Genomic DNA, 19,542 nt, shown 5'->3' with positions numbered 1-19,542 from the left:
GCGAAAGCTTTTTGTGGGGGCGCGCGGGTCACACTGTCCGGATGAGGCCGCCGCCCGCGTATCTCCCCGATCTGCTTCACATGGCCGGGCCGCTGCTCCGTGCCTACGGCTTTCCGGACGCGCGTATCGAGACGGCCCCCAGCGCTCCCTCGGCAGACGCCGTTCGGCTGTTTTTGGGGGGCGCGGCCGACGTCTGGGTCAGTGGAATGCCTGACGCGCCTCCCGAGGTCCTCCAGGCCCTGCGCGTGGTCGTGGCCGATCACGCGCGCTGGCGGGAACTGCTGCGTGACCGCGACCGGCTGCGCGACGTCTACGACCGTACCTTCGAGTTTCAGGGGACCCTGCTGCCCGACGGCCTACTTGTCGACGCCAACGAGACGCTGCTCGCCTTCACGGGCCTGCGCCGGATGCAGGTGCTGGGCAAGCCCTGTGTGGACGCGCCCTGGTGGAAGGCGTCGCCGGAGAATGCCGAGGGGCTGCGGCGCGCCCTCAGCCGGGCGATGGCAGGCGAATTCACCCGGCAGGACCTGACGGTCCTCGGTGTAGGCGGCGTGGAGGCCCGCGTGGACCTCTGCTTGACCCCGGTCTCCGGAGAGGGCGGAGCCACCGAGATGATCGTCATGGAGGGCCGGGACATCACCGCGCGCCTGCGCACCCTGCACGAGGTGGAGGTGGCCCGCGCCTTTCTGGAGGCCGTGCTGGAAAACGTTCAGGACGGCATCGTGGCCTGCGACGCCGCCGGGCAGCTTACCCTCTTCAACCGCATGGCCCGCGAGTGGCACGGCCAGGGGCCGGAAGCCGGGCAGCCCGCTGAGTGGAGCGGCAAGTACCGGCTGTACGGCCCGGACGGCGCGGCGCCCCTGCCGGACGACGACCTGCCCCTGCTGCGGGCGCTGCGGGGAGCAGCCGTCAAGGATCAGGAGATGGTGATCGCCCCCGACCGCCGGACCCCGCGTACGGTGCTGTCGTCCGGTGGCCCGCTGTACTCGGCCTCGGGTGAGCTGCTCGGCGCGGTAATCGCGCTGCACGACGTGACCGAGCGCAGGCAGACCGAGCACCGGCTGCGGCACGACGCCCTGCACGACCGTCTGACCGGTCTCGCCAACCGCGCGCTGCTCTACAGTCTCCTCGAACACGCTATGGAGCGCTTCAGACGTCAGCCCGACTGCTCCTACGCCGTCCTGTTCATCGACCTGGACAACTTCAAGGACGTGAACGACGCCTACGGCCACATCGTCGGCGACCGGCTGCTGCTGGAGGTGGCGGCCCGGCTCCAGCGGGTCGTGCGCAGGACGGACACGGTGGCGCGGCTAGGAGGCGACGAGTTCGCTGTGCTGCTCGACAGTCCCTACGGCGCGACCCAGGTCATGCGGATCATCGCCCGGATCATGGGGGCGATGCGCCGGCCCGTGCGCCTGCCTGGCCACGAGGTCGAGGTCACGCTGTCCATCGGCGCGGCGCTGGCCGACAGCGCCTACACCAGTGTCGAGGAACCCCTGCGTGACGCCGACACCGCGATGTACCGGGCCAAGCAGGCGGGCAAGAACGGCGCGCAGCTGTTCGACCAGAGCATGCACGACTCGGTGATCCACCGCCTGAACACCGAACGCGAACTGCGTGAGGCGGTCACGGAGGGGCAGCTGACCCTGCACTACCAGCCGGTGATCCGTCTGAGTGACGGCGCCTGCACCGGTTTTGAGGCGCTCGTGCGCTGGCAGCACCCGGTGCGGGGCCTGCTGCCTCCGTCCGAGTTCATCGGCGTCGCGGAGGCCTGCGGCCTGATCGGTCCCCTCGGTGCCTGGGTGCTGGAGGAGGGGGCGCGGCAACTGCGTGCCTGGCGGGCGACGCCCGAACTTGCCCACCTCACGCTCGCGGTGAACATCAGCGGCAAGCAGCTTCTGAACGCGGCGCAGCCGGAGAGCCGGCTGCTGGGCTTCGCGTTTCCGCCGGGTCTGGAACTCGAGGTCACGGAGAGTACCCTCATCGACGCGCCCGAGGCGGTGGCGCATCTGCACGCCCTGGCCGGGCTCGGCGTGCCCCTGTCGCTTGACGACTTCGGCACCGGGTACGCCTCGCTCGTGGCCGTGCAGCGCCACCCCATTAGTACCCTGAAACTCGACCGCAGTTTCGTCGCCCCACTGCCCGCAGGAGCGCGGCAACGGGCCATCGTGGCGAGCGTGCTGACGCTGGCCCATCACCTCGATCTGCGCGTGATCGCCGAGGGCCTGGAAACCCCCGAGCAGGTCAGGGCTGTCGAGGAACTGGGGTGCCGCTACGGCCAGGGGTATCTGTTCTGCCATGCTGTTCCGGCCGACGAGGCAACGGCGTACGCCCTGGCGCATGTTCCTCCCGGCCTGCCGGCAACCTGACCTCCTCCCCACAGCTCATATCAGATGAGCGTCCGATGACGCTGCCTTGACCCTCAGCACATCCTGACCCCGGTTCGTTTAAGGGCTCCTTGACAGGGCCGCGCCTTTCTGGCGGTCCGGGTGGCCCAGACTACCGAAGTGGCCTGACCTGCGGCGCAGTCGGCGGCGGGCTACCGGGAACGGCCACCGGGTCCGGAAACGGCCGCGGGGGCGTTTCTGGACCGGGCCTGTTTCTGTGGCCCTGGCAGCGCGTTCTGGCGCTGTGGCAGCGTTTTGGTCGTTTTGTCGGAAGCGGCCCTACCCACCCGCCGTATCCAGGCAAATCTGGCGGGGTGGTCGTGTGCTGGCGCCTCTTCGGCTTCTGCCTGTCCGTTCGCCCGTCCTGCCGGAGAGGAAAGAGGTGCGCCGGTCTGCCCAGGCCGGACCAGGTGGTCCACCTGCACCCCTTTCATCGGAGTCTGTATGAGTGTTGCACCCCAACCTGTCTTTCCGCTGCGCATCTCTCCCGGGGCCCAGTCTCCGCTAGAGCTGTGGCTCGGGATCGAATGCACCTTCAACCGCGTCGGCGACACCTATCTCAACCAGTTGGAGCAGAGCGGACACCTGGACCGTCCCGGCGACCTCGACCTGCTGGCCGGCCTGGGGGCGCGCCGCCTGCGCTATCCGGTGCTGTGGGAACAGGTTGCGCCCGACAGCCTGGACTGCCCCGACTGGCGCTGGACCGACGAGCGCCTGACCCGCCTGAGCACCCTGGGTCTCGAACCCATCGCCACGCTGCTGCATCACGGCAGTGGCCCCCGCTACACCAGCCTGCTCGACCCCGAGTTCCCGGAGAAACTGGCCGCGTACGCCGGTCAGGTGGCCCGGCGCTATCCCTGGATCACGGCTTACACACCGGTCAACGAGCCCCTGACCACCGCGAGGTTCAGCGGACTGTACGGCGTGTGGTATCCGCACCACACCTCGGACGAGAGCTTCGTGCGGATGGTGCTCAACGAGTGCCGGGGCACCGTACTCGCCATGCAGGCCATCCGTGAGGTGCAGCCGCTCGCGCAGCTGGTCCAGACCGACGACCTGGGCCGGGCACAGGCCACGGCCGCCATGCAACCGGAGGCGGACTTCCAGAATGAGCGGCGCTGGCTCGCCTACGACCTGCTGTGCGGCCGGGTCGGGCCGGCGCATCCGCTGTGGGCCTACCTGCTGGCCTCCGGGGCGGCGACCGAGGAGCTGCTGTGGTTCGGCGATCACCCCTGCGCGCCCGATATCATCGGCGTGGACTACTACGTCACCAGTGAGCGCTTTCTCGACGAGCAGGCGGAGCAGTACCCCGAACGCTTCCGCAACGCGACCCACGCCGACATCGAGGCGGTGAGGATCTGCCACCAGACGGTGGGGCTCGGCGCCCTGCTGCGTGAAACCTGGGAGCGGTACGACCTGCCCGTGGCCGTCACCGAGGTTCACCTGGGCTGCACCCGAGAGGAGCAGCTGCGCTGGTTCGAGATGGTCTGGCGAGCGGCCGAGGGCGCGCGGGCGGGGGGGGCCGACATCCGCGCCGTCACGTCCTGGGCGGCGCTGGGCAGTTTCGACTGGAACACGCTGCACACGTCCTTCGGCGGCTACTACGAGCCGGGGGCCTTCGACGTGCGCGCGGGCACGCCGCGTCCTACGGCCCTGGCCGGCCTGTTGCGGACGCGGGCGGCGGGCGGGGTGCCGGATCATCCCACCCTGGCTGCCCCGGGCTTCTGGGAGCGGCCCGAGCGGCTGTTCTATCCGCCGGTCGGTTCGCCCGCGCCGGCGGCGCGCCTGCCCCCGGCGCGTCCACTGCTCATCCTCGGGGCAGGCTTCCTGGCGCGCTCGCTGGCCCAGCTGTGCCGGGAACGTGGCCTGGCCTACCGCCAGTGGCCCTCGGAGGTCCTGAATGCTCCCTGGGCCGAGATTCTCGGGGCGTTCGGGGAAGCTGGGCGGCCCTGGGCGGTCGTGAACGCCTCGGGCTACGGGCAGATCGATGAGGCCGAGCGACGCGCCCGGCAGTTCTTCCAGACCCATGTGGTGGGCCAGACCCGCTGGGCCTCGGCCTGCGCCGCCCAGGGGGCGCAGTTCCTGACCTTCTCTTCCGATCAGGTCTTCGCGGGTGAGAGCGGCGCGCCCTACACCGAGCGGGGAACGCCCTCGCCGGTCAACGCCTACGGCCGCGCGCAGTGGCAGGCTGAGCGCCGGGTGCTGGACGCCTGCCCGGGCGCCCTCGTCGTGCGTAGCTCGGGGCTGTTCGGCGTCCGCGAGAGCCGCGACTTTCTCAGCGAGGCGCTGGGCACCCTCCAGGGCGGCGGCCAGGTGCATCTCGATCTCGACCACCACTTCTCGCCGACCTATCTGCCCGACCTCGTTCACGCCAGCCTGGACCTCCTGATTGACGGGGAAAGCGGCCTGTGGCACCTCGTCAACCAGGGAGAAAGTACCTGGGGGGACCTCGTGGGCACGCTGGCCGAGCGGCTGGGGTTGTCCCGGCAGCAGGTGCGGCCCCTGACCGCCCTGCCCCAGCGGCAGGTGCCCCGCCCCCGCTACAGCGTGCTGCGCAGTACGCGCGGCCAGCTGCTGCCCAGTCTGGGGCAGGCGCTGGACCACTACTGGACCCACGAACTCACGCCCCTGTTTCTGTAGGCCGCCCGGCCTGCCTCACCCGGACGGAGCGGAGCTGCGGCGCCCTCCGGCCGGAGCCCACCCGAGGAGACGCTCTTGACCACCCTACCTGATCTGCTGTGCCTGTCGCACCTGCGCTGGGACTTTGTGTACCAGCGTCCCCAGCACCTCATGAGCCGCGCGGCCCGCGACCGCCGGGTGTACTACGTCGAGGACCCGGCGACCGGGGCGCCGGAAGCGGGGCTCCAGGTGCGCCGTGAGGGCAACGTCACCGTCGTGCAGCCGCAGCTTCCGGCTGGGTTGCCGGTCCACATGGCTGAGGCGGAGACCCGGCGGCTCGTGCATGGTCTCCTGGAGCAGGAGGGAGTCCACGCGCCTCTGGCCTGGGTCTACACCCCCATGCAACTCCCGCTGCTCGGCGGTCTGGTCACCAGCGGCGTGGTCTACGACTGCATGGACGAACTGGCGAATTTCCGCTATGCCCCGCCGCAGCTGCGGGAGCGCGAGCAGCAGCTCTTCGCCTGCGCCGACGTGGTTTTCACGGGGGGGCACCGACTCTACGAGGCCAAGCGGGAGCAGCACCCCCACGTCTATCCCTTTCCCTCCAGCGTGGACGTGGCGCACTTCGCGCAGGCCCGCCGCACCCTGCCCGATCCGGACGACCAGGCCCCGCTCGCCCGGCCGCGCCTGGGCTTCTACGGGGTCATTGACGAGCGCTTCGACGGCGCCCTCATCGGCGAGCTGGCCCACCGCCGCCCGCAGTGGCAGATCGTGCTGCTGGGGCCGGTCGTCAAGATCGCTCCCGAGGACCTGCCGCGCGCCGCGAACCTGCACTTTCTGGGTATGAAATCCTACGCCGACCTGCCTGCCTACCTGGCCCACTGGGACGTGGCGCTGCTGCCCTTCGCCGTCAACGAGGCGACCGAGTTCATCAGTCCGACCAAGACCCCGGAGTACCTCGCGGCGGGCGTGCCGGTCGTCTCGTCCCCCATCCGCGACGTGGTGCGGCCCTACGGCGAGCAGGGTCTGGTCAGCGTGGCCGACGGGGTGGACGAGTTCGTGGCGGCCATCTCGGAGGCGCTGGTTCAGGACCATGAGCTGCGGCAACGCCGCGCCGACGCCCTGCTCGCCCAGGGGTCCTGGGACTGTACCTGGGAAGCCATGCAGGCCGCCCTGGCTGCCCAGTCGCCACTTACGGCCACCGCGGGTCGCCCGGCGCAGCCCCGTACCGGCTGGAGCAACTCGCCCGGCGGCGACGACTGATGGCCGTGGGCCGCGCGGACCTGCGCCTTCCCAGGCTTGGGTTCAGGCCGGGGCCTGACTGGCGCGCGGCCAGGCAGGGGCCGTGAAGCGCACCCAGGCGCCGCCGCCGGGGCGGTTGCCCAGGCGCGCCGCGCCGCCGTGGGCCCGCGCGATGCTCTGCACGATGGCGAGGCCCAGGCCCGCGCCGCTGGGGTCGCGCTGGGCGCGGTAGAACCGCTCGAAGCCCCGGCGCAGTCCCTCGGGCGTGAACCCCGGTCCCTCGTCCTGCACCTCGAAGGTCACCGTGTCGAGCCCCTGCACCGCCTGCACCACGATGGCCGAGCCGTGCGGCGCGTGGCGGGCGGCGTTTCTCAGCAGGTTCCACAGCGCCTGCTCCAGCCGCAGCGGGTCGGCCTGCACCCACAGCTGGGTCAGGCCCTGGACCTCGGCGCGCAGGTGGTGCTCCGGCATGATGGGCTGCACGCGCGCCGCGAGCTGATCAAGCCAGCCCCGCACCTCCAGCGGCTCCGGGCGCAGCGTCTCGCCCGAATCCAGGCGCGTCAGGGTGAGCAGGTCCTCGACGAGCCGCCCCGCCCGGTCGGCCTCGCGCCGCGCCGCGAGCAGCAGTTCCCACTGCACCTGCCGGTCCTCGGGGGCGCGGGCCAGCACCTCCAGGTAGCCGCCCAGCGCCGTGAGAGGCGTGCGCAGCTCGTGCGAGGCGTCGGCGGCGAAGGCACGGGTGCGCGCCTCCTCGGCCCGCAGGTCGCCGAAGGACTGATCGAGGCGGTCGAGCATGCCGTTGAGGCTCTGGGCCAGCGCGCGCACGTCGTCCTGACTGTCCGGCACTGCGAGGCGCTGGTGCAGCCGGCTGGCCGACAGTTCCCGGGCCTGTGCGGTGATGTGCCGCAGGGGCCGCAGCCCCAGCCGGATCAGGCCGACACCCACCCCGCAGGCCACGGTCACGAGCACGGCCGCGATGAGGAGGTTCAGGCGGCACAGCCGCAGCACGAAGTCCGAAACGCTGTCGAGGCTGGCCGAGAGACCCACTACGCCACCCGGTACAGCACGCAGCACCACGAGCGCGTGTGGGGTGCGGTATTCGGCGGGCAGGCCCTGGCGCGCCCTCTCTAGGGCCGGCGGCGGCGGGCCGGGGCGGCGCAGGCCGTCGGTGAACTGCGCGGCTTGTCCGGGCGCGACCCAGACCCCCCAGGCGTCCCGGGCCTGCGCGGTGGCCCGCAGGCGGTGGTCCAGGGGGCCGCCCGGCCAGTCCAGACGCGTCAACTCCTGGCGCAGCGTCTGGCGCAACTGGTTTTCGGCGTAGTCGCGGGCCTGAAGCAGCACCAGGCCGTACATGCTGACCGTCACGATCAGGATGGTCACCAGCAGTGCCAGAAAGAGGCGCAGTTCCAGTGGCAGCCGCAGCAGGGCGCGCCGCAGCCGGCCCCCGGTGGCCCGCACGCCGGCCCTCACCGCCGCTCCTGCAACAGGTAGCCCGCGCCGCGCAGCGTATGCAGCAGCGGCGGGTCGCCCAGGGCGCGCCGGGCGTAGCCCATATACAGCTCCACGACGTTGTCGCTGCCCAGAAACTCCCGGCCCCATACGGCATCCAGAATGATCTGCTTGGGCAGGACCCGCTCGCTGTGGCGGGTCATGAACAGCAGGAGGTCGAAGGTGGTCGGGCGCAGGTCCAGTCGCCGCCCGGCCCGGAAGGCCTCGCGGGTGGCCCCGTTGAGTTCCAGGTCGGCGTAGCGCGCGAGTTCCACGATGTCGGGCCGGCTGCGGCGCAGCACGGTGCGGATGCGCGCCACGAGTTCTCCGAAAGCGAAGGGCTTGACGAGGTAATCGTCGGCGCCGCCTTCGAGTCCCCGAATGCGGTCCTCGATACTGTCGCGCGCCGTGAGCATGAGCACCGGCACCGGGGTCCGGCTGCGCAGGTCGCGCAGGAAGGCGTAGCCGTCGGGACCGGGCAGCATCACGTCCAGAATGATGAGGTCCGCGCCCGCCGCGGCGTAGCGGCTCAGGCCCTCGCCCGCCGTGGGCGCGGTGTCCACCTCGAAGCCCTCGTAGCGCAGTCCCACCTGCAGGTAGTCGCGGATGCCCGGGTCGTCCTCCACGATCAGGAGGCGGGGGAGGGGACGGGCGGCGGTCATGCCCACGGCATAGCACGGCAGGCTGTGCGGACCCTGTGCGTGCTTCTGCCCGGCGCACAGGTAGCGCACAGCCAGGCTGGGTACGGTGAAGACAGGCAGGGGAGGCGCCGCGCTCTGCGTTCCGCCGGACATTCCTGCTCTTGCGCCCGTACCCCCGTCCTCTGGAGGATTTCATGAAGCGACTGACCCTGATTGGCCTGATTGCCCTCGCGCTGCCCGTGGCCAGCGCCGCCCCCGTGACCTATACCGTCGTGACCGGCGCCACCACCCTCAACCTCATGACGGCCGAGAGCCAGACCAGCGTCGAAAACTTCACCGGCCGCACGAGCAAGGTGAGCGGCGCCCTGAGCTACGACGCCGCCACGAAGAGCGGCAGCGGCACCGTGAACGTGGACGGCGCCAGCATCACCACCGGCAACGCCATGCGCGATACCCACATGAAGAGCGCCGACTGGCTGAACTTCGACAAGACCCCCGCCGTGACCTTCAAGACCACCTCGGTCAAACTCGTGAGCGGTGACAAATACACCGTGAACGGTACCCTGACCCTGAACGGCGTCACCAAAAACGTCACGAGCACTGCCACTGTCAAGCTGACCCCGGCGAGCGCCGCCACCACCTCGGCGGGCCTGAAGGGCAACGTGCTGGCCGTGAGCACCAGCTTTCCGGTGAAGCTCAGCGACTACGGCGTGAAGAACAGCCGCATCGGCGGGCAGGTCAACGACACGCTGACCATCAGCCTCAAGTTCGTCGCCAGCAGCGGCGGCTGATCGGCGGATGCTCGCCCGTTTCGTCCGGCCCCTGGGGGTCCTTGCGCTGCTGTGCGTACTGGCGCTGCTGGTAACGCTGGCGGCCGGCTGGTGGTACGGCCGGGACGCCCAGCTCGTGCAGCTCGTGACGCCGTCGAGCGCGGCGGAGAGCACCCTCTTCGGAGACAGCGGGCCGGGCACCCTGATCGGCTCGTCGCAGGAGATGGTCATCCGGGATCCGGGAGCATTCCTGGAGGGCCGGACGGCTGAAGGGGCGCGGTACGTGAGTGACACGTATCTCCGGGCGCAGAACATCTACCCGCTGCAACTCAAGACGGTGCGCTTCGTGCAGTGGGCGGCCGCACTGGGCTTCGCGGCGGCGGCCGCCGTGTTCGGGGGGCTGTGGCTGCTCGCCCGCAGACAGCGGCGGGGGCAGATTCCTGCGGTGCCCACACGGTAAGACTGACGCAGCGTACTCTCGGCGGGCCGACTCTTCTGGGGATCGGCCTGTGCCTTGTCCTATAGATCTGAATGAAAAATAACCAAGGGTTAAGGCCGCCTTTAGGAAAGTATTAATCTTCCGGCAATCTGGGCCAATAGAGCTTCATCTTGCCGGGCAGCTCACGGCTGACGCCTTCTGCCATGTTAAGTGACCATGCCTTCACTTCCCCTGGCCAACGGCCGCCGAGCCCGGCCCGTCGCCCCTTCACCCGGCGGCCCCGTGCCCGGTGCGCTCGACTTTGCCCGGGTGCTGGCCGCCTGCGAGCGGCGGGAGCAGGAGACCTTAGGGTTTCTCCGCGAGCTCCGGTGCCGGACCGTGGAGGTGCTCAGTGCACTGGGCTACGAGGAGATCGATGTCTACCTGACTGAGGGAACGTGCTCCTTTGCGGATGCGGCCGTCGCTGCGACCCTGTCGGCCGTCATGAAGCTGCCCGGCACTGGCCTGAACCGGGCCGACTTCAGTCTGAGCCTGCCCCTGGTTCTGACCCCCGGCGGCGAACTCCGGGTCAGTGGGGCCGAGATCAATGGCCTCACGGTCAAGGAGACGTTCGTGCATTCCCTGGCTGCTGATCCGGGTCAGCTCGCCCGCGTCATGATTCACGGCCTGTCCCGGCTGTATATGGCCCACCTGCTGAAACTGGAAGGGCGGGGCGAGTCCTCCCAGACCTGTTTTCTGCCGCAGGCATTCCTGCTGGAAGAGGTCCGCTGATCCGGGCACCGGTAGGGGGCGGCCACACCCAGCTACAGCACTCCCTGTCCATTCGTCTGGAGAGTCTTCCTACTGGCTACCGCCTTCTCCTGCCTGCGCCGGGGCAGAGTCGGGCAGGGGCTGCGGGCTCAGCAGTTCGTTGGCCCGCACGAACGCCTCCATGAACCGCGCCTCGATCGCGGTCTGGGTGCGGTAGGCGCGCACCGCTTCGAGCTTGCGCGCCCGTTGTTCGGGGGTCAGGTCCACCCGGGTCCAGGGCAGGCGGTTGGCCAGGGGAGGCTCGGTCAGGGGCAGCGCCTCGTGAATCCCCTTGGGCACCGGCCACTCCAGCCCGCCGTGGATGACCCAGAAGCGCAGGCGGTCGGCCTGCTGCCGCTCGGCCATGAGCCGCAGCGCGATGTACGACAGGGTGTGGTGGTCGGTGTGGAAGTCCTGCGGCGCGGGAGCCAGCACGAGGTCGGGCTTCACGCGGTCGAGCACCCGCTGGATGTCGGCTTCCAGCGCCTCGCCGGTAAAGGGTGCGCCGGGCGTCAGGGCGCCGCGCACATACACGGCGTCGGCGCGGGTCCGGGGCGCGGTGTAGGGCGACGTGAAGTTGGTGGTGAACAGCCGGAAGAGGCCGCCGTCGGGGTAGCCCAGCATGAACGTGCGCCCGCTGGGCACGCCGAGAACGGCGGCGGCCCGCCCCGTCTCGGCGGTGCGGGTGTTGCCCAGTTCGCGCATGTTCTGCGGCCCCGGGCGCAGCGTGCGTTCGGTCAGGGCCGCGTCGAATTCGAAGCCGTCGCCGGCCGTCATCCAGGCGATATAGACCTGCGCTCCGGCCGCATGAGCCTGCTGGATCATGCCCCCGCAGCACAGCGTCTCGTCATCCGGGTGGGGCGAGAGCATCAGGACCCGCTGCCCGGTCCGGAAGGGTGCGGCGGCCGGCAGCGCCGCAACGCGCTCCCCGCTGCGGTCGAAGAGGCGGCCGACCACAGGCAGGTTGATCCAGGCGGCCAGGGCCAGCACCCCCAGCAGCGCGAGGCCGGTCCAGAGGCGTGAACGCCGGGAGGAAGGCTTGAGGCGGCTCATCTTCCTCATTCTAGAGCGCGGGGGTGCCGGGGGCCATGACGCTTCTTTCACGTCCGGAGAGGTGCGCCGGTGTGATCTGCCTGAAGTCGGGGTGCCTGGGGCACAGGTGAGCGGGCGTCTCCCGGTCAGGTAAAGCCCCTATCATCTCTGACCATGCAGGTGCGCTGGCCCAGCGGCCTACCCTGTGCGGATGTCTTCCTATCTCGGCGTAATTTTCGACCTCGACGGCACCCTGGTAGACAGCAACGACGGCCATGCTCGCGCCTGGGTGCGCGCTTTTGCCGACCAGGGAATCGAGGTGACTTTCGGGCAGGTCCGGCCCCTGATGGGGATGGGCGGCGACCAGCTCGTGCCGCACCTGACGGGCATCGGTAAGGACGATCCCCGCTATGAGGCCCTCAGCGACGGCTGGAAGCGCCACTTTCAGGCAGAGGAGCTGCCCCGGTTGCGGGCCCAGCCGGGGGTACGGCCCCTGCTCGTGGCCCTGCAGGCGCAGGGACTGCGGCTCATCGTCGGTACCTCGGCGGACGAGGCGCTGGTCCGTGACCTGCTGGGGGTCGCCGGCGCGCAGGACCTTTTCACGGAGTACACGACGGCCTCCGAGGTCGAGGAGTCCAAACCGCAACCGGACATCGTGCAGGCCGCTGTGCGCAAGCTCGGCCTGGACCCGGCGCAGGTCCTGATGGTCGGAGACACCTCCTTCGACATCGAGAGCGCGCGGGGGGCCGGCGTGGCGACCGTCGCCTTGCGCTCTGGGGGCACCGCCCAGTTCACGGGAGCGGCGGCCGTGTATGACAGCCCTCAGGACTGGCTCGACCATCTCGCGGCGTCTCCGCTGGGACCGGACCAACCCTCGGCGTCCTGACGGCGGCGGCGTCCGGTCAGGCCGGCGCGTCCTCCGGCCCTGAGCTCTGTGGCGTAGCCGCGAGGCGGGCAAGCCACTCGTCCATCAGCGCCCGCTCGCCTGGGCTCAGCCGAGTGGTTTGCGGCAGGTGGGCGCGGAGCTGCACGGCGGCCGCCACGGGTCCAGGGTTAGCCGCCGGCACGCCCGCCGTCAGGATGCCCGCGAGCGCGCTCTCGCGGGCCAGCGCGGACAGTTCGGGGTCGCGCTCGGCCGGGGGCAGGGACAGCAGCGTCAGCACCAGGCCCCGGCACCCGGCGTGAAACAGCAGGGCGGCGCGTTCCTCGCTGACGCGCAGCCGCCCGGCCCGGGCGAGGGCCCGGATCTTGCGGCGCAGGTGCTCGCGGCCGGCCACCTCGGCGGGAGACGGCTGGCCCGGCCCGGGCGCACTGGCCATCAGCGCGTAGATGGCCGGGTGGCTCAGCCCGAAGCCGACCTGAAGGTCCCACCCGGCGCGGAGCTCGTCGGCCGGATCGGTGCCGGGCGCGGCGGTGTCCCGGTTCTCCTTGTCCCGGAGATACGTCTCGAAGCCGTGCTGCGCCGCCGCGTCGAGCAGGCCCTGCTTGTCACCGAACAGCCGGTAGAGTGTCGGGGCCTGTACCCCGGCGGCGGCCGCCACCGTGCGGGTGGTCAGGGCGTCGCGGCCCTCACGGTTCAGGAGTGCGGTGGCGGCGGCCAGGATGCGGGACCGCAGCGCGTCCTGGCCGCCGGGTGCATCCTCGGGTCGCGGGTCCGTCATAGTCCCGACTATAGACGCGACACAGCTGAAGCAAAGATTGTTACCATTAATATTCCTATTATGTTATCATTGATAAAGACGGCCAGGACGGCTGTCCCTGGGGGCAATCTATGATCATTGTGACCGGAGCGACGGGCAGACTGGGCCGTCTCATCGTCGAAGAACTGCTGCGCCGGGTCCCGGCCGAGCGGGTGGGCGTCAGTGTCCGTGATCCCGGCCGGGCGCAGGATCTGGAGGCGCGGGGCGTGCGTGTGCAGCCGGGCGATTTCGCCGACGTGGACGCCCTGAGCCGGGCGTTCGGGGGCGCGTCGCAGGTGCTCCTGATGTCGTCCGGCCAACTGGGGGACGAGGGAGTGCGCCTGCACGGCAACGTGGCAGAGGCCGCGCGGCAGGCCGGCGCCGGGCGCGTAGTGTATACGAGCCACATGGCGGCCAGCCCCGACTCGCTCTTTCCCCCGATGTGGACGCACGCCGCGACCGAGGCGATGCTCGCGGCGTCGGGACTGGCCTTCACGGCGCTGCGCAACGGCTTCTACGCCGACAGCGCCCGGTTCCTGATGGGTGACGCCTTCCGGACGGGTGAGGTCCGTGCCCCGCAGGACGGTCCGGTGTCGTGGACCACCCATGCCGACCTCGCCGGAGCCGCCGCCGCCGTCCTGACCGGAGAAGCCCAGTTCGACGGTCCTACGCCGCCCCTGGTCAATCCGGAGGCCCTCGACCTCGCGCAGCTCGCCGACCTCCTCGCGGAGTCGACCGGGCGGGCCGGTCGGCGCGCCGTGGTGCCGGAGGCCGACTTCGCGGCCGAGCTGGGCGCGCGCGGTCTGTCCCCCGAGCGGGCGGCGGTCACGCTGGGTCTGTTCGCCGCCGCCCACCGGGGCGAGTTTGCCAGCCCTGACCCCACGCTGGGGACGCTGCTCGGCCGCGCGCCCGAGTCCATGCGCGCGGTGCTCGCGCGGCAGCTCGCCGGAGCCTGAGCCGGCAGTAGGGGTCAGCGCCGGGGGTCGTCGGGCCGGCGGTTCTCGGCGGCCCGACGGGCAGCGTCGGCGATTCGCCCTGCGCGCGTCCCGGGCCGTCTGGCACCCTTGATCCACCACAGCACCTGCTTCCTGGCCGAGGCGGAAAAGGCCGTGAAGTTCGCCAGGGCCGGCGGCTCGGCCTCCAGCGCGGCCTGAAGATCCGGGGGAATCACCAGCGCCTCGACCTCGTCGTAGAGGTTCCAGGCCCCCGACGCCCGCGCGGCCGCGACCACCGCGAGCCCGGCCGGGGCCATGAGGGCCTGGGCACTCAGGCGGTCCACGCGCTCCTTGTTGATTCTCGACCATGGGCTGCCCGGCCGGCGCGGCGAGAAGAGCTGCCGGTGGCGGTGGCCGTCCAGTCTGCCGGTGCGGCTGTCGATCCACCCGAAGCACAGCGCCTCCTCGACCGCCTCGGCGTAGGTCACGCTGGGAACGCCGCTCGCTGCGTGGTGGTACACCAGCCACAGGCCCGGCTCACGGCCATGGTGCGTCTCCAGCCAGGCCCGCCAGTCGGCGCGGCTGGAAAACGGAAGCTCGGGCAGGGTGGAGAGGGTCATGGTCCGCCCAGGATACGGCGGGCGCTTGACCCCGCCTCTTAGTGCACCGGGGGGCTGTCCGTGTTCAGCGGAGCCTTCAGCGGTGTTCCCCGTTCGCTCATGCAGATATGGACTCGCCGCTTGAACCGGAGCTTTATACTCGGGGTCACAGTTCATCAGGAGGACACAGACATGGCAGTATCACTTCAAAAAGGCGGCAACGTCTCTCTTTCCAAAGAAGCTCCGGGCCTCACGGCTATCGTGATCGGGCTGGGCTGGGACCCGCGCGCGACCGACGGCCAGGCCTTCGACCTCGACGGCAGCGTCTTTCTGCTCGGGAACGGCGGCCGCGTGCGCTCGGACAGCGACTTCATCTTCTACAACAACAAGGTCAGCAGTGACGGCAGCGTCAGCCACCAGGGTGACAACACGACCGGACAGGGCGCGGGCGACGACGAGACGGTGGACGTGGACTTCGCGCGCGTGCCTGCCGACGTGGACAAGATCGCCGTGTGCGTGACCATCCACGAGGCCGACACCCGCCGCCAGAGCTTCGGGCAGGTCGCCAAGGCCTACATCCGCGTGATGAACAAGGCGGGCGGCACCGAAATCGCGCGCTACGACCTTTCGGAAGACGCCAGCACCGACACCGCCATGATCTTCGGCGAGGTCTACCGCAACGGCGCCGACTGGAAGTTCCGCGCGGTCGGCCAGGGCTTCGCGGGCGGACTCGCGCCGCTGGCCCGTAACTTCGGCGTCAACGTCTGAGACGGCCCCCGGACGGTTCCGGCGCCGTGCTGGAATCCTCCGGGGCAAGTCGCTATAAGAAACGGCGGAGCGGTGGAAATCTGGGGCGGTAGACCTTCCGGGATTCCCCCAGAGTGGACCACCGCATCTGGAACCGTTCAGTCGCAGTCGGGGGGGGCGCAGTTGGCCCCTCCCGTTTCATGCCCGGCAAGGACACGACATGCAGACATTCCAGACCGGCCAGAAGAGCCCGCTCGCGGCGCTGACTCCAGCGACCACCCTGACCCTCAGCGCCCGCGTGACCGGGCCGGCGGCCGAATACGACCTGATTCTCTTCGGTCTCGACGACGCGGGGCGCCTGAGCGACGACCGCTACATGGTCTTCTACAACCAGCCGCGCAGTCCCGAAGGCGCCCTTTCGGTACAGGCCGGGAGCGGCGCGGAGAAGGTCTTTACCCTTGACCTCGCGGCCCTGCCGGCCAGCGTGCGCCGCCTGAGCCTCGCCGTGACCACCGATCAGGGCGACCTGAGCAGCGTTCAGGCTGCCGAAGTGACCCTCGGAGCGGGCGGCGCGCCGCTGCTGACGTACCGGGTCACTGGCCGTGAGCTGGGGCAGGAAAAGGCCCTGATGCTGCTCGACGTGTATTTCAAGGACGTGTGGCGGGTCGGCGCCGTCGGACAGGGCTTCGCGGGAGGCCTCGACGCGCTCGTGCGGCACTTCGGCGGCGAGGTGGCGCAGGAGGGGTCAGGTCCGCCGACTCCCGTGCCGACTGCCCCGGCTCCGGCGTCCACCTCCGTCAGTCTGGTTAAAGAGCGTCAGCGTGTGCTGCTGGAGAAGGCCGAGCGCACGCAGCCGCAGCTTGTCAACCTCATCAAGACGGCGAGTGTCAGCCTGGAAAAACGCGGGCTGGGCGAGGCGCGCTACCGGGTCAATCTCGTGCTGGACATCAGCGCGAGCATGTACGACGAGTACCGCAGCGGTGCGGTGCAGGCCCTGGCCGAGCGCGCCCTGGCCCTGGCGACCCGCCTGGACGACGACGGCGAGGTCGAGGTGTATCTCTTCGGCATCAAGGCGCACCGCAGCGGGCCGCTGTCGCTCGATAACGTGGGCGGGTTCGTGGACCGCCTGCGGGTCAAGCTGGAGGGCGGTACGCATTACAGCCCGGTCATGACGCTGGTGCGCGACGACGCCCGCGCCGCGCGCACGGCGCTGCCTACCCTCGTGCTGTTCATTACCGACGGCGGCAGCAGCAACCGCGACGCCGTGATCCGGCAGATGACCGAGGCCTCGCGCGAGCCGGTGTTCTGGAAATTCATGGGGATCGATCAGGGGGGCGTGGACTTCGACTTCCTGAACAAACTCGACGACCTGCGTGGCCGGACGGTGGACAACGCCGACTTCTTCTGTCTGCCCTCGCCCATCCGCGTCCCCGACGCCCAGCTGTTCGAACTGCTGGTCAACGAACTCGACACCTGGCAGGCCGCCGCGCGCCGCCAGGGCGTCCTGCGCTAGAGCGCTCAAGGAGCAGTCATGCCAATTTCCCTGCAAAAAGGTCAGCAGATTTCTCTCGCCAAGGAGGCTGGGCCGCGTCTGGATCTCGTCCGGATGGGTCTGGGCTGGGACGTGATCAAGAAAAAGGGATTCTTCGGCTTCGGCGGCGGCGAGCAGGCAGTGGACCTCGACGCCAACGCCCTGCTGTTCGACGCCTCCGGGCAGCTTCAGGAAGCCGTGTGGTTCCGTCAGCTTCAGAGTGCAGACGGCACGGTGCGCCACAGCGGCGACAACCGCACCGGTCAGGGCAGCGGCGACGACGAGACGGTCACGGTGGACCTCGCGCGCCTGCCGGCGGGAATCCAGACAGTCGTATTCAGCGTGAACAACTACACGGGGCAGGACTTCGGGGGCGTGCAGAACGCCTACTGCCGACTGATCGACACCCAGGGCGAGAAGGAGATCGCGCGCTACGACCTCTCGGCGCAGGGCAGCCATTCGGCGCTGATCCTGGCGAGCCTGCGCCGCAGCGGCAGCGACTGGACCATGACTGCCATCGGCGCGCCGTCGCGGGGCCGCACCTTCCAGGACAATCTGCCGGACCTGCGGGCCTACGTGTAGCGTCCGCCGGCCCTCAGCGCAGGCTCTTGCCGTAGGCCTGCGCCGCTTGCCGGGCCACCTCGCGCGCGTCACTGCCGTGTTCGGCCATCAAGGCGCGCAGCCGGGCGAGCTGGTCGGCGGTGAGCCGGGCGCGCACGCCGCCGTCTTCCGTGGTCTCACCGCTCCGGCCGGTCAGGCCCTCAACGAGGCCCAGGACGAACGCCTGTTCGGTCTCTCCCTGCGTCCGCAGGGTCCGCTCGGGGTGCGTCTGCCGGAACAGGGCGAGCCGCGCCGCCGCCTGAAACCGCTGCGCCAGCGAGCCGCTCAGGTCCGGCGCACTCAGGTCCCCGGCGCGTACCTGCGAGGCGGCCTGCCGGTAGAGCTCGGGCGGCGCGCCCTCGGCGTAGGCCCAGCCGTCGAGGCGGGCACCGAGCAGTTTGTCCAAGTCCACGCTGGCAATCAGGCGGCCGAGCTCGGCGGGCGTGAGGTCCTCGGCGTCCACGAGCGCGGTCAGGACTGCCTCCGGCTCGGTCCCCAGACGGGCCATCCACAGCGCCGACTCGCGCCAGCCGTCAAGCACCGCGAGGTCCTGCGACACTGGTAGCCCCCGGTCGAGATCGTAGAGGGTCAGGTCATGGGTCCGCAGGTGCGCCGTGAGCAGGCGGCCCGCGTTCTGGCGCTCGCCGCCCACGCCCCGGCGGTACAGGTGCAGCAGTTTGTGTCCCCTGGCCACAGCGTCGTTCATCGGTCGGCCCCAGTGTAGCGGGTGGGCATTCCTCACCAGCCCCTGAGCTGCGGGGCGGCGGCGTCCGAGGCGACGGCGGCGTAGCTGTCGCGGGTCGTGTCCACCGAGGCGTGGCCTAGAAAGGCCGCGACGGTTGCCAGGTCGCCGGTCTGCCCGAGCAGCCGGGTGCCGGCATATTTGCGCGCGGCGTGAAACCCGCGCCACGGCACCCCGGCCTGGGTGAAAGTAGCTTTCATGGCGCGGGTGGCGTTTTGCACCGTCGCGTAGCGGAAGGTTCTCAGCCGGGGGGTCGTGCGCCGGGAAGGGCCGTGATCGTCGCGGTCGTGCGCCTCGCCGCCGGGAGCGTACAGGGCGCGGTAGGCCTCGGCCGCCGCCACGAGTCGGCCACTCATGGGCACGGTGCGGGTCTTGCGGCCCTTGCCGGTCACGCGCACGCGTCCGCCGACAAGGTCGAGGTCGTTCCAGTGCAGGCCCAGCGCTTCGCTCACACGCAGGCCCGCGTGCGCGGTGAGCAGCAGCAGAAAGCGGTCGTGCGGCGTGGCTCCTGCCAGAACCTGCTCAATCTCCAAGTCCGTGTAGGGGGGCCTTTTTTCCAGCCCGGTGGTGTGGTCCTTGGGAATGCGTACGTCCCGGAACGGATCGGCCTCGGTCGCGCCGGCCCAGCGTAGCGCCCGGTACAGGCAACGCGCGGCGGCCACCTTGAGCTGCACGCCTTCCGGCGCCCGGCCCGCCGCGAGCATGGACCCCACATAGCCCTGCGCGTCATGCCGCCCCGGCCGCAGGATGCCGACCGCGTTGGCCCGCGCGTATTCGGTGTACTGACGCACGCCCAGCCGGTAGGCCGTGAGCGTCTTGGGGCTGGTCAGGACCCCGCTGCTGCCCAGGTGCCCCAGATAGGCAGACGTAAGGTCGCCCAGGGCCTCGGCGTCGGCGTCCCTGGCGGCCAGAACGGCGCGCCGCTTGAGTTCTTCATCGTGCAGGCTGGTCCAGCTCCGGGTCTGGGCGAGCAGATCGCCAGTCGCGCGTACGAGAGTCATGGGTCAGTTTACCCAAACGCATTTAGGGTAATCGGCTTGAAGACTGCAGGCGACCTCTGACCAATGAATTTTTCCTTACAGAACATTTCTCAAGCCTGGCATGCTCATCTCTGCTGCACAGCACAACCCTGATATCCTCTAATAATGCAGTAATGAAACAATATGCCATTTTAGGACTTGCCCTCTTGATAGGAAGTGTTGCTGCTCAGTAGAGGACAACTTCAGTTTTCCCTGTTCTGAACAGCCTCAACAGGTTTGGGGATCGCCAAAAATGACGAAAGGCGGTCTTCTGGAGGTGTGA

General features: G+C 70.0%; 18 protein-coding genes. 11 read left to right on the top strand and 7 right to left on the bottom strand.

Annotated features, from left to right (window positions below; translation table 11 throughout):
* Positions 1 to 41: 41 nt before the first annotated feature.
* The 3 genes from ASF71_RS06770 (at position 42) to ASF71_RS06760 (ending at position 6,269) form a co-directional block, all read left to right on the top strand.
* Entirely contained in the window at positions 42 to 2,369 is a 2,328-nt protein-coding gene (locus tag ASF71_RS06770) for a bifunctional diguanylate cyclase/phosphodiesterase (RefSeq protein ID WP_162243092.1), read from the top strand.
* 462 nt (positions 2,370 to 2,831) lie between these two features.
* On the top strand, positions 2,832 to 5,027 hold the full coding sequence (locus ASF71_RS06765) for a sugar nucleotide-binding protein (RefSeq protein ID WP_056297021.1): 2,196 nt from the start codon (positions 2,832 to 2,834) through the stop codon (positions 5,025 to 5,027).
* 75 nt (positions 5,028 to 5,102) lie between these two features.
* Positions 5,103 to 6,269, top strand: coding sequence for a glycosyltransferase family 1 protein (locus ASF71_RS06760; RefSeq protein ID WP_056297019.1), 1,167 nt, complete (start codon positions 5,103 to 5,105; stop codon positions 6,267 to 6,269).
* Positions 6,270 to 6,311: 42 nt separating this feature from the next.
* Here ASF71_RS06760 and ASF71_RS06755 read toward each other — a convergent pair whose 3' ends face one another.
* Both ASF71_RS06755 and ASF71_RS06750 read right to left on the bottom strand, forming a co-directional pair.
* Positions 6,312 to 7,718, bottom strand: coding sequence for a cell wall metabolism sensor histidine kinase WalK (locus ASF71_RS06755; protein WP_235514190.1), 1,407 nt, complete (start codon positions 7,716 to 7,718; stop codon positions 6,312 to 6,314).
* Positions 7,715 to 8,530, bottom strand: a complete 816-nt coding sequence (locus tag ASF71_RS06750; protein WP_235514189.1) for a response regulator transcription factor — start codon at positions 8,528 to 8,530, stop codon at positions 7,715 to 7,717. The genes ASF71_RS06755 and ASF71_RS06750 overlap by 4 nt, the downstream gene beginning before the upstream one ends.
* Positions 8,531 to 8,571: 41 nt before the next feature.
* Between ASF71_RS06750 and ASF71_RS06745 the strand changes: the two genes are divergently transcribed.
* From ASF71_RS06745 to ASF71_RS06735, 3 genes are all read left to right on the top strand, one after another.
* Complete coding sequence (locus ASF71_RS06745) at positions 8,572 to 9,168, top strand: YceI family protein (RefSeq protein ID WP_056297016.1); 597 nt, start codon at positions 8,572 to 8,574, stop codon at positions 9,166 to 9,168.
* A 7-nt stretch (positions 9,169 to 9,175) separates the two neighbouring features.
* The gene (locus ASF71_RS06740) at positions 9,176 to 9,607 is read left to right on the top strand and encodes a hypothetical protein (RefSeq protein WP_056297015.1); all 432 of its coding nucleotides are present in this window, start codon (positions 9,176 to 9,178) and stop codon (positions 9,605 to 9,607) included.
* A 195-nt stretch (positions 9,608 to 9,802) separates the two neighbouring features.
* Positions 9,803 to 10,357, top strand: a complete 555-nt coding sequence (locus ASF71_RS06735; RefSeq protein WP_156372661.1) for a hypothetical protein — start codon at positions 9,803 to 9,805, stop codon at positions 10,355 to 10,357.
* Positions 10,358 to 10,426: 69 nt separating this feature from the next.
* On the opposite strand, the gene ASF71_RS06730 is transcribed toward ASF71_RS06735, so the two are convergent.
* Positions 10,427 to 11,428: a PIG-L deacetylase family protein gene (locus ASF71_RS06730; RefSeq protein WP_056297009.1), complete on the bottom strand. Its 1,002-nt coding sequence runs from the start codon at positions 11,426 to 11,428 to the stop codon at positions 10,427 to 10,429.
* Between the two features lie 190 nt (positions 11,429 to 11,618).
* Here ASF71_RS06730 and ASF71_RS06725 point away from each other — a divergent pair, with 190 nt between their 5' ends.
* Positions 11,619 to 12,293, top strand: a complete 675-nt coding sequence (locus ASF71_RS06725) for an HAD family hydrolase (protein WP_056297006.1) — start codon at positions 11,619 to 11,621, stop codon at positions 12,291 to 12,293.
* Between the two features lie 16 nt (positions 12,294 to 12,309).
* On the opposite strand, the gene ASF71_RS06720 is transcribed toward ASF71_RS06725, so the two are convergent.
* A complete protein-coding gene (locus ASF71_RS06720; protein ID WP_056297003.1) occupies positions 12,310 to 13,068 on the bottom strand; it encodes a TetR/AcrR family transcriptional regulator in 759 nt (252 codons plus the stop codon).
* A 110-nt stretch (positions 13,069 to 13,178) separates the two neighbouring features.
* Between ASF71_RS06720 and ASF71_RS06715 the strand changes: the two genes are divergently transcribed.
* Complete coding sequence (locus ASF71_RS06715; RefSeq protein ID WP_056296999.1) at positions 13,179 to 14,042, top strand: NAD(P)H-binding protein; 864 nt, start codon at positions 13,179 to 13,181, stop codon at positions 14,040 to 14,042.
* A gap of 14 nt (positions 14,043 to 14,056) precedes the next feature.
* Here the strand turns inward: ASF71_RS06715 and ASF71_RS06710 are convergent, their stop codons facing one another.
* A complete protein-coding gene (locus ASF71_RS06710; protein ID WP_056296997.1) occupies positions 14,057 to 14,641 on the bottom strand; it encodes a YdeI family protein in 585 nt (194 codons plus the stop codon).
* A 171-nt stretch (positions 14,642 to 14,812) separates the two neighbouring features.
* Between ASF71_RS06710 and ASF71_RS06705 the strand changes: the two genes are divergently transcribed.
* From ASF71_RS06705 to ASF71_RS06695, 3 genes are all read left to right on the top strand, one after another.
* Entirely contained in the window at positions 14,813 to 15,388 is a 576-nt protein-coding gene (locus ASF71_RS06705) for a TerD family protein (protein ID WP_056296993.1), read from the top strand.
* Positions 15,389 to 15,587: 199 nt separating this feature from the next.
* A complete protein-coding gene (locus ASF71_RS06700) occupies positions 15,588 to 16,880 on the top strand; it encodes a VWA domain-containing protein (protein ID WP_056296990.1) in 1,293 nt (430 codons plus the stop codon).
* An 18-nt stretch (positions 16,881 to 16,898) separates the two neighbouring features.
* Complete coding sequence (locus tag ASF71_RS06695) at positions 16,899 to 17,480, top strand: TerD family protein (protein WP_056296988.1); 582 nt, start codon at positions 16,899 to 16,901, stop codon at positions 17,478 to 17,480.
* A gap of 13 nt (positions 17,481 to 17,493) precedes the next feature.
* Here ASF71_RS06695 and ASF71_RS06690 read toward each other — a convergent pair whose 3' ends face one another.
* Positions 17,494 to 18,204 carry a hypothetical protein gene (locus ASF71_RS06690; protein ID WP_056296985.1) on the bottom strand — a complete coding sequence of 237 codons (711 nt, stop codon included), beginning with the start codon at positions 18,202 to 18,204 and terminating at the stop codon, positions 17,494 to 17,496.
* Between the two features lie 32 nt (positions 18,205 to 18,236).
* Complete coding sequence (locus tag ASF71_RS06685) at positions 18,237 to 19,241, bottom strand: tyrosine-type recombinase/integrase (RefSeq protein ID WP_056296982.1); 1,005 nt, start codon at positions 19,239 to 19,241, stop codon at positions 18,237 to 18,239.
* Between the last annotated feature and the right edge of the window lie 301 nt (positions 19,242 to 19,542).

The organism is Deinococcus sp. Leaf326 (assembly GCF_001424185.1).
Taxonomy (GTDB): Bacteria; Deinococcota; Deinococci; order Deinococcales; family Deinococcaceae; genus Deinococcus.
This window is presented reverse-complemented; position numbering and strand designations above follow the sequence as displayed.